This is a genomic window from Microbacterium sp. NPDC086615 (genome assembly GCF_040686055.1).
GTDB lineage: Bacteria > Actinomycetota > Actinomycetes > Actinomycetales > Microbacteriaceae > Microbacterium.
The window spans coordinates 168345-174560 of record NZ_JBFBJJ010000007.1; the positions used below are offsets into that span (position 1 = coordinate 168345).

Consider the following 6216-nt stretch of genomic DNA (forward strand, 5'->3'; position numbering starts at 1 on the left):
AGCGGTGCGGGCGGCGTCCGGCGAGTTCGCGGGCGGCCTGCGACTCCGCCAGGGGCGGAGTAGTCCGCTCCCAACTAAGGCTGGGAGTCGCGGAAACACGCGGGAAACCGGGCGTGGAAGTTTCAGCGACCGGACGGGCGACTGGACGGGCGACCGGACACCATTCCCCTCTTCTCCGGTAGTCGAGTTCGGTGGTCATGGGCGGGCCTTTCGGCGTCGCCCAATGGGCTCGACGTCACCCTCGTCACCCGCTCCGTCACCCTCGAGGGTGATGCTCACGTCACCCTGTTCTGAGGTCGGGACGGACGAGTCGGTCGCGGTCGTGTTTTGCTCCTTGACCTGGGATCCGTAGCGGAGGCGACTCTCGGCGAGGACGGCGTGGGGGTCGGAGAGGGTGACGGGCGGTGGCAGTGTGACGGCGGAAAACCAGCCGGACTGCACTCCTCCCGACATCAGGTCGACGTAGACGTGGTACGGCGGGAGCTTCATGACGTCCTCCGGAGCGAGCGCGGAGTGCTTCGTGACGGCAGCGGCGTCGGCCGGGTCGGCTTGGAACTGGATCTTGTTCCGGGCGTTGGCGGCGATACCGGCGAGCAGACTTGTGGGCATCTGGGCGCGGTGCTGATGGGCCAGGTGCCAGGCGACATTCATCGACCGGGACTGCTCCAGCGCTTCACCGAGGTCCGACTCGTGGTTCACGAACATCTGTGCTTCGTCGAGGTAGATCGACACCGGGCGGCGCTGCTCCTTCGGCACCCCCGCCCGGGCGAGGGTGAGCTGCCAGAGCTGGCTCACGAGCAGCGACCCGACCAGCTCGGCGGCGACCGGTCCCAAGAGCCCCCGGTTGAGGGGGACGACGAGGACGCGGGGCTTCTCGAACAGGTCGCGGAGGTCGAAGCGCGGCGCGGCCTGATCCAGCACGGCCCGGATGGAGGGGCGAAGGAGGAACTGGCGGAGCCGGGTGAGGACGGGGCCGATCATGGCGGAACGCGTTCCGGCGCTCATCGCGTCGTACTGTTCCCAGAACTCCACCAGCGACGGATCAGTGATGGTCTTCGTGAAACTGCGCCGATACGGGTCATCGGTCAGCAGGCGCGGCAAGTCTGCCAGCGTCGAACCCTCTTTCCCCGCGAGCGTCAGGAGCGACGCATGAACGGCGTCGCTGGTACGCGGCCCGAAGGCCGAGGGGAAGAGGCCGCGGAAGACAGCGAGGAGGCGGTCAGCGACAAGCGGGGCTTGGTCGCCTGCCCCGGCGAAGGGATTGAGGCCAACCGGGTCGGGGCTGATCGGGTCGAGGACGACGACGTCGCCTGCGCGGGACTCCGGGATGACGGTGAGGACATCCATGGCGAGGTCGCGTTTGGCGTCGATGACGACCACGCTGCGGCCCGCGGCAATGTCGGCGGCGATGAGATTGAGCAGGACGGTGCTCTTGCCGACGCCGTTGGGTCCCATGACGTGGCTGTGGCGAACCGCATCCTTCATCGAGATACCGACAGGGACGCTCGGGCCGGGGGCACTGGTGCGCGCGAACACCCGTTCCTTGCTCGGTTTGTAGCCCGTAGGCGGGGCGACCAGCCGCGGGTAGATCGGGGGCATGCCGGGGAGTGCGGTGTCGCCAGTGGGCCAGCCGACGAGGCAGAGGGCTTCGGCGGCGGTGAGGCGCAGCGGCTTTTTCGCCGGGATGACGGCGTCGTCGACCAGTTCGGGGCGGTCGGAGACGAGGTCGATGCGGGTCGAGCCGGTCTGGAGTTGGCGGAGGGCGGCGAGGACGGCGTGGACGAGGAGGCGGCGGCGGACGGGGCTCGAGGCGGTGACGCCGATGCGGATCGTGGCGCGGAACCGGTACTGGGCGAGCTTGTCGCGCAGATCCGCCCGGATCTCCAGCGGCGCGGGACGGCTGCCTTTCGTGATGAGGCCGAACAGACTGAGGTTCGGATCCGGCGTCGAGACCGGCAACGGCTGGGGCGGGACGCTGGCACCGAGGATGACCTGCAGCACCAACACGTCCCCCTTCCCCACCGCGCCGGAAAGTGCGGCGTAGAGGGCACGGAGGGCAGTACCGGTGGTGTCGAGGCTAAGTCCGAGGTTCCGCTGGCGAATCCGCACGCGCCCCGCCCGCTCCACCGGCACCCGGTCGCCGTCGAGGTCGGTGACGGCGACGCCGGGAAGGAGACGCCGCAGGCTGCTACTTATGCCGGAGAGCGTGGTGCGGTGCCCACCCATGAGGTGACGGATGGCACCGCCCTCGGCGCGGGCCTCGAACACGACCGGCCCACGGGACTCATCCGCTGCCAGGGTCTCCAGGAACCCCAGGGCATTGGCCGCGTCGAAGGGGCGCGGCCAATGCAGCTGACGCCAGGAGTCAGTCATCGGCGTCCCCGTCGTCAGAGTTGTCGGTCGACGGGGTGTCGCCGCCGTCGATCTTGGCGCCCGTCGTGGCCGTGCTGTCGGTCGTGTCGGTGAGGTTGGTGCGGCGCTTGGCTTCTTCCATGGCGGCGTGCTCGAGGAGGGCACGGGCCAGCTTGTCGTAGTCCGGCTGTGCACGGCGTTCGCCGCGGACACGGATGCGGTACTCGCGGCGCGGACGTCCCCGACCACGCTTCGGAGACGATGAGCGGCTCATCGGCGGGTCTCCTTCACCACCGGTCGCGGCGCACGCGCCACCACCACACCAGCCCGACGACGAGCAGAACGACGGCGAGGATGACGAGCAGCCAGAACCAGACCTGCTGGATGAGCCAGACGGCTCCGGAGAGCAGCAGGGCGACGAGGAACACGGTCCAGGCGAAGGCCTTCGCCGCCTCCAGCGGGCCACGGTCGGAAGAGGACATGAAGCACTCCATTCAAGAGACGAGAAAGACGGCGGAGGAGGCCGACGTGGCTAGGCATCGGCGGCCTCCTCGTCGATGACGACGGTGCCGCTGGAGCCCTTGGCCTTCTTGATGTCGCTGGGCACGGGGTAGCCCGGGATCGAGATCGTTGCGGTCACCTGGTTGCCCCAGACGTCCCAGCCCGGCATCGGGCGACGGGCGAAGAGCTCCAGGTAGGGGCCGGGGCTGAGGCGCTGGATCATGACGTGGCACTCCTCCGGCTTGTGAGAGTGGTCCTGGCGGGGCAGCATCGCGAACGACCGCTGCCCGCGGAACTTCACCGGCAGCTTCCCCTTTACACCGAGCAGCAGCGTCTCGTGGGCGTGGCGGAAGTACTGGCCGAGGCCCATCTGGTCTTTGCCCCAGACGAACTCATCCTTGAACTCGAACCCCCAGGCGCGCATGGTGTCCTCCGCGATGTAGCGGGTGGCCGGGTAGCACCAGAGGTAGAGGTGGGCGTTGTCGGCGGCGAGGTCGCCGACCGGCATCGCCTTGATGCGCTCAAGGGTCATCAGGCTGTAATGGTGCTCCGCGCCGTACTTGCCCTGCTGGCCGGTCGGCCAGGGCGGGTCGACGAGGATCGTCTTGTACTGGGCCAGGCAGCCCGGGGTCACCGCGGCGATGCCGTCGGTGTCCGTCGACGCGGGTGTCGTGTTGGTGTTGGTGGTGTGCATGAGAATGTGCTCCTTCCCGCAGCGGTCTTTACCCGCTGGGAATGACGGCCGAGTATGAGAGGCCGTGCGGGGCTGCCCCCTGGTTATGCGCTCTCAGCTGCGTTTCAGCAACCGTCCGATCGCGACAGGCGACGGCCCCGTGACGGCGTGTCAGAGGTGGGGGTGTGGATAACCGTGAGCGTGTTGCACAAAGCACACGCCCTCATCCACAGGACGTGAACGCCGCCCGCGCCGTGGGTCGGCGCGGGCGGCGAGGAGGAGGGCCGGGGCGGTGCAATCCACGCACACGTTTGTGATGTCGCCGCCCCGGCCGGCCTTGGGGATCTACTCCTTCGGCACCTCGCCGCGGGCCAGGTACGACTCGCGGATCAGGGCCTTGCGGGCCTCCAGCGCGTCGCCGTTCAAGGCGGCGGCGAGCTGGAGGATCGTCTGGCGGAGCTCGGCCTGGGTACGGTCGAGCTCCGCCTCGATACGGGCGCGCTTGCGATCCTGGCGGCGGCGGTGCCAGTCCTCGACGCGGCCGAGGACACCGCGCTCGATCACGACGGCCACCGCGCACGCCCCAAGGATGACCGCGAGCCAGACACCGAACACAGCGATGAGCGACACGGAGTCACCAGCGCGTCAGCTTCGCGGCGGCGCCCATGGCGTAGGCGTCCACGATGTGCTTGTAGCGGGCTTCGCCGAGCGGGGCGACCTGGATCAGGTGCTGCTCCAGCGACGTCAGCGCACCGACGTTCTGCAGCATCGTGTGCGCGATGAAGCCGCGGGCCTGCTCGTGCACCTCCGCCACGATCGCCTGGCCCTGCACACGCTCCACCTCGCGGCTTGTCTGACGCTGCATACCAGCGCCCATCTGAGCCAACCCGGTGGAGCTGAAGGCACCGCCGAGCGGTGCCAGCTCTTTCTTCGTCTCAAACATGAGACGACTCCTTTCGTCTGACCTGATCCTGAGACCAGGGCCACCGAAGTGGTGACGAAGGTGAGCTTAAAAGCGCCGTTGACCTGGGATAAAGCATAAGCGTGATAACACCCAGTGCTACTCTGAGGGCATGGCAGGCGAGCGGTATCCGGACGACTCGATGCCGTTCGCTCCAGAGATCCCGGAACGGTGGCAAGAGTTCGCCGACCGGCGCGAGGCGCTGCTGGTCAACTACGGCTACAACACCGCCCGTGCTTATTGGGCAGACTTGCAGGATTGGTTTGAGTGGGCGGTGGAGCGCGACAAGGACGTGCTCGCGCTTACCGACAAGGATAAGAAGCAGTACGTGGCGTTGCTACGCCGGCGAGGATACAGCGAGAGCACGATACGCAGACGCTCACTCGTTTTTCGGCGCCTCCTGGAAGAAGGGCACCTCGAAGACCGGCGTCGGGTGTGAGGAACGAGAGCCAGGTCGATTCAGGCTCTATGTAGGCCCATCCTGATGACTAGCGAACAGTTGCTAACGTCAGTGCGCGTCTAGGAAACTGATTGCCAAATGTGGTGTCGACTGCGATTTGGGGGCGGGCATGGGTCTGGGCGAGGCAATGGACAGGATTCGAGAGCAGTCGTCCACGCAAGCTGAGGCTGAGGTGCGACAGGCGGCCGCCGACGCGGTGGTACTCGCGGACATACGCAAAAGGATCGACACGCTCGCGACAGCAGCGTCTGATTGGCTACGCGCGAACCCTCGACCGAAGTCAGGGCTCTCCTTTGTCACGGTTGCTCCCACGAGCGACTGGTCCTGGCCGTACGGGATCGTGCACGAGGTGGGAGGTTGGATGCTCGGCGAATTCTTTCTCAGCGACGACGGCATGCTCAGCGCATACACTCCTACAACTTGGTTCCCGCAGTCTTATTCACCCCCGGAGGGTTGGGAGGTTTTCGTGTCCGAGGCTGCTGCGGAGTTGGGCGTACGAGACATTCACCCGTCCCGGACCTGGTCGCGAAACGAACTTGACGGTCCTAGGTACGAGAGGATCGCACTGACGCCCCTACAGCCGGTCATCCGACCCGCGAGTACCGAGTACACGAACGATGCGGAGATCTACCTCGAAGGAGATCACCTCCATTCATCGGGATCCTACGGTCGGCTGGAGGACAAGATTGCCGGTGCGCTTCTGGCGCTTCGTTAGCTCGCGATGTTGGCTGGGCTTGCGTTGTATCCGCGGCTGATTCGCGTGATGTGAGTAGTGCGACGTGAGCGCGGAGTCGGACGCGCGACGTGCCAAGCAAGTTGGTCTGCATCATCGTCAGCCCGCACGCCGTGCTGGACTCGAAATGTATTCACCGCCTGGTACGCCGAATGTTGCCCACGGCGGCCGGGAGAAGGCGAGCTACGCCCTCGATCAGTTAGCGCTTGGTTCTTGTGGCCAAACGTCATCCAATAGTCGATCAACTTCTTCGCCGAAAGACCGCGAGAGCTTCAACCATGTCCTGAGGTCCCCGTTGTACTTGCCAGACGAGATGTTCAGAAGCGTTTGCCTACTGATCCCAGAGTGTTCGGCTAGCTGCTCAAATGTCATCCCTGACTGCTCGCGGTAGCGGTTGAAGATCACGCGGAGCTGGGTGAGGTCAGGTTCGGGGACGGACACGAGCCTGTCAAGTTGTGTGTGTAAGTGGGTGGTGTCTCGGGGGTTAGAGGTAGCGGTGGATGCGTTCGGGGTAGACGAGGGAGAGTTGTTCGAGG

The 6216-nt window shown here is 66.2% G+C and carries 9 protein-coding genes; 2 read left to right on the plus strand and 7 right to left on the minus strand.

Annotated elements, in window-relative coordinates; genetic code table 11:
• Nucleotides 1–195 precede the first annotated feature (195 nt).
• The 6 genes from AB0O24_RS09425 to AB0O24_RS09450 form a co-directional block, all read right to left on the minus strand.
• Nucleotides 196–2373 carry a hypothetical protein gene (locus AB0O24_RS09425; RefSeq protein WP_363374377.1) on the minus strand — a complete coding sequence of 726 codons (2178 nt, stop codon included), beginning with the start codon at nucleotides 2371–2373 and terminating at the stop codon, nucleotides 196–198.
• Complete coding sequence (locus tag AB0O24_RS09430) at nucleotides 2366–2626, minus strand: hypothetical protein (protein ID WP_363374379.1); 261 nt, start codon at nucleotides 2624–2626, stop codon at nucleotides 2366–2368. Before AB0O24_RS09430 ends, AB0O24_RS09425 begins: the two co-directional genes overlap by 8 nt.
• Before the next feature lie 13 nt (nucleotides 2627–2639).
• Entirely contained in the window at nucleotides 2640–2834 is a 195-nt protein-coding gene (locus AB0O24_RS09435) for a hypothetical protein (RefSeq protein WP_363374381.1), read from the minus strand.
• Nucleotides 2835–2884: 50 nt separating this feature from the next.
• Entirely contained in the window at nucleotides 2885–3547 is a 663-nt protein-coding gene (locus AB0O24_RS09440) for an MT-A70 family methyltransferase (protein WP_363374383.1), read from the minus strand.
• Between the two features lie 324 nt (nucleotides 3548–3871).
• Entirely contained in the window at nucleotides 3872–4156 is a 285-nt protein-coding gene (locus tag AB0O24_RS09445) for a hypothetical protein (RefSeq protein ID WP_363374386.1), read from the minus strand.
• Between the two features lie 4 nt (nucleotides 4157–4160).
• Entirely contained in the window at nucleotides 4161–4469 is a 309-nt protein-coding gene (locus tag AB0O24_RS09450) for a hypothetical protein (RefSeq protein WP_363374388.1), read from the minus strand.
• 130 nt (nucleotides 4470–4599) lie between these two features.
• Here AB0O24_RS09450 and AB0O24_RS09455 point away from each other — a divergent pair, with 130 nt between their 5' ends.
• Together AB0O24_RS09455 and AB0O24_RS09460 are read left to right on the plus strand one after the other, a co-directional pair.
• Nucleotides 4600–4926, plus strand: coding sequence for a site-specific integrase (locus AB0O24_RS09455; RefSeq protein WP_363374391.1), 327 nt, complete (start codon nucleotides 4600–4602; stop codon nucleotides 4924–4926).
• A gap of 130 nt (nucleotides 4927–5056) precedes the next feature.
• Complete coding sequence (locus AB0O24_RS09460; protein WP_363374394.1) at nucleotides 5057–5662, plus strand: hypothetical protein; 606 nt, start codon at nucleotides 5057–5059, stop codon at nucleotides 5660–5662.
• Nucleotides 5663–5875: 213 nt separating this feature from the next.
• Here AB0O24_RS09460 and AB0O24_RS09465 read toward each other — a convergent pair whose 3' ends face one another.
• Nucleotides 5876–6121, minus strand: coding sequence for a helix-turn-helix domain-containing protein (locus AB0O24_RS09465; RefSeq protein WP_363374406.1), 246 nt, complete (start codon nucleotides 6119–6121; stop codon nucleotides 5876–5878).
• Nucleotides 6122–6216: the final 95 nt, after the last annotated feature.

What these genes read in the sequence shown, in the direction of transcription:
- AB0O24_RS09460 (WP_363374394.1), top strand. Translation starts at nt 5,057, where the DNA reads ATGGGTCTGGGCGAGGCAATGGACAGGATTCGAGAGCAGTCGTCCACG.
- AB0O24_RS09425 (WP_363374377.1), bottom strand. Translation starts at nt 2,373, where the DNA reads ATGACTGACTCCTGGCGTCAGCTGCATTGGCCGCGCCCCTTCGACGCG.
- AB0O24_RS09440 (WP_363374383.1), bottom strand. Translation starts at nt 3,547, where the DNA reads ATGCACACCACCAACACCAACACGACACCCGCGTCGACGGACACCGAC.
- AB0O24_RS09435 (WP_363374381.1), bottom strand. Translation starts at nt 2,834, where the DNA reads ATGTCCTCTTCCGACCGTGGCCCGCTGGAGGCGGCGAAGGCCTTCGCC.
- AB0O24_RS09455 (WP_363374391.1), top strand. Translation starts at nt 4,600, where the DNA reads ATGGCAGGCGAGCGGTATCCGGACGACTCGATGCCGTTCGCTCCAGAG.
- AB0O24_RS09450 (WP_363374388.1), bottom strand. Translation starts at nt 4,469, where the DNA reads ATGTTTGAGACGAAGAAAGAGCTGGCACCGCTCGGCGGTGCCTTCAGC.
- AB0O24_RS09430 (WP_363374379.1), bottom strand. Translation starts at nt 2,626, where the DNA reads ATGAGCCGCTCATCGTCTCCGAAGCGTGGTCGGGGACGTCCGCGCCGC.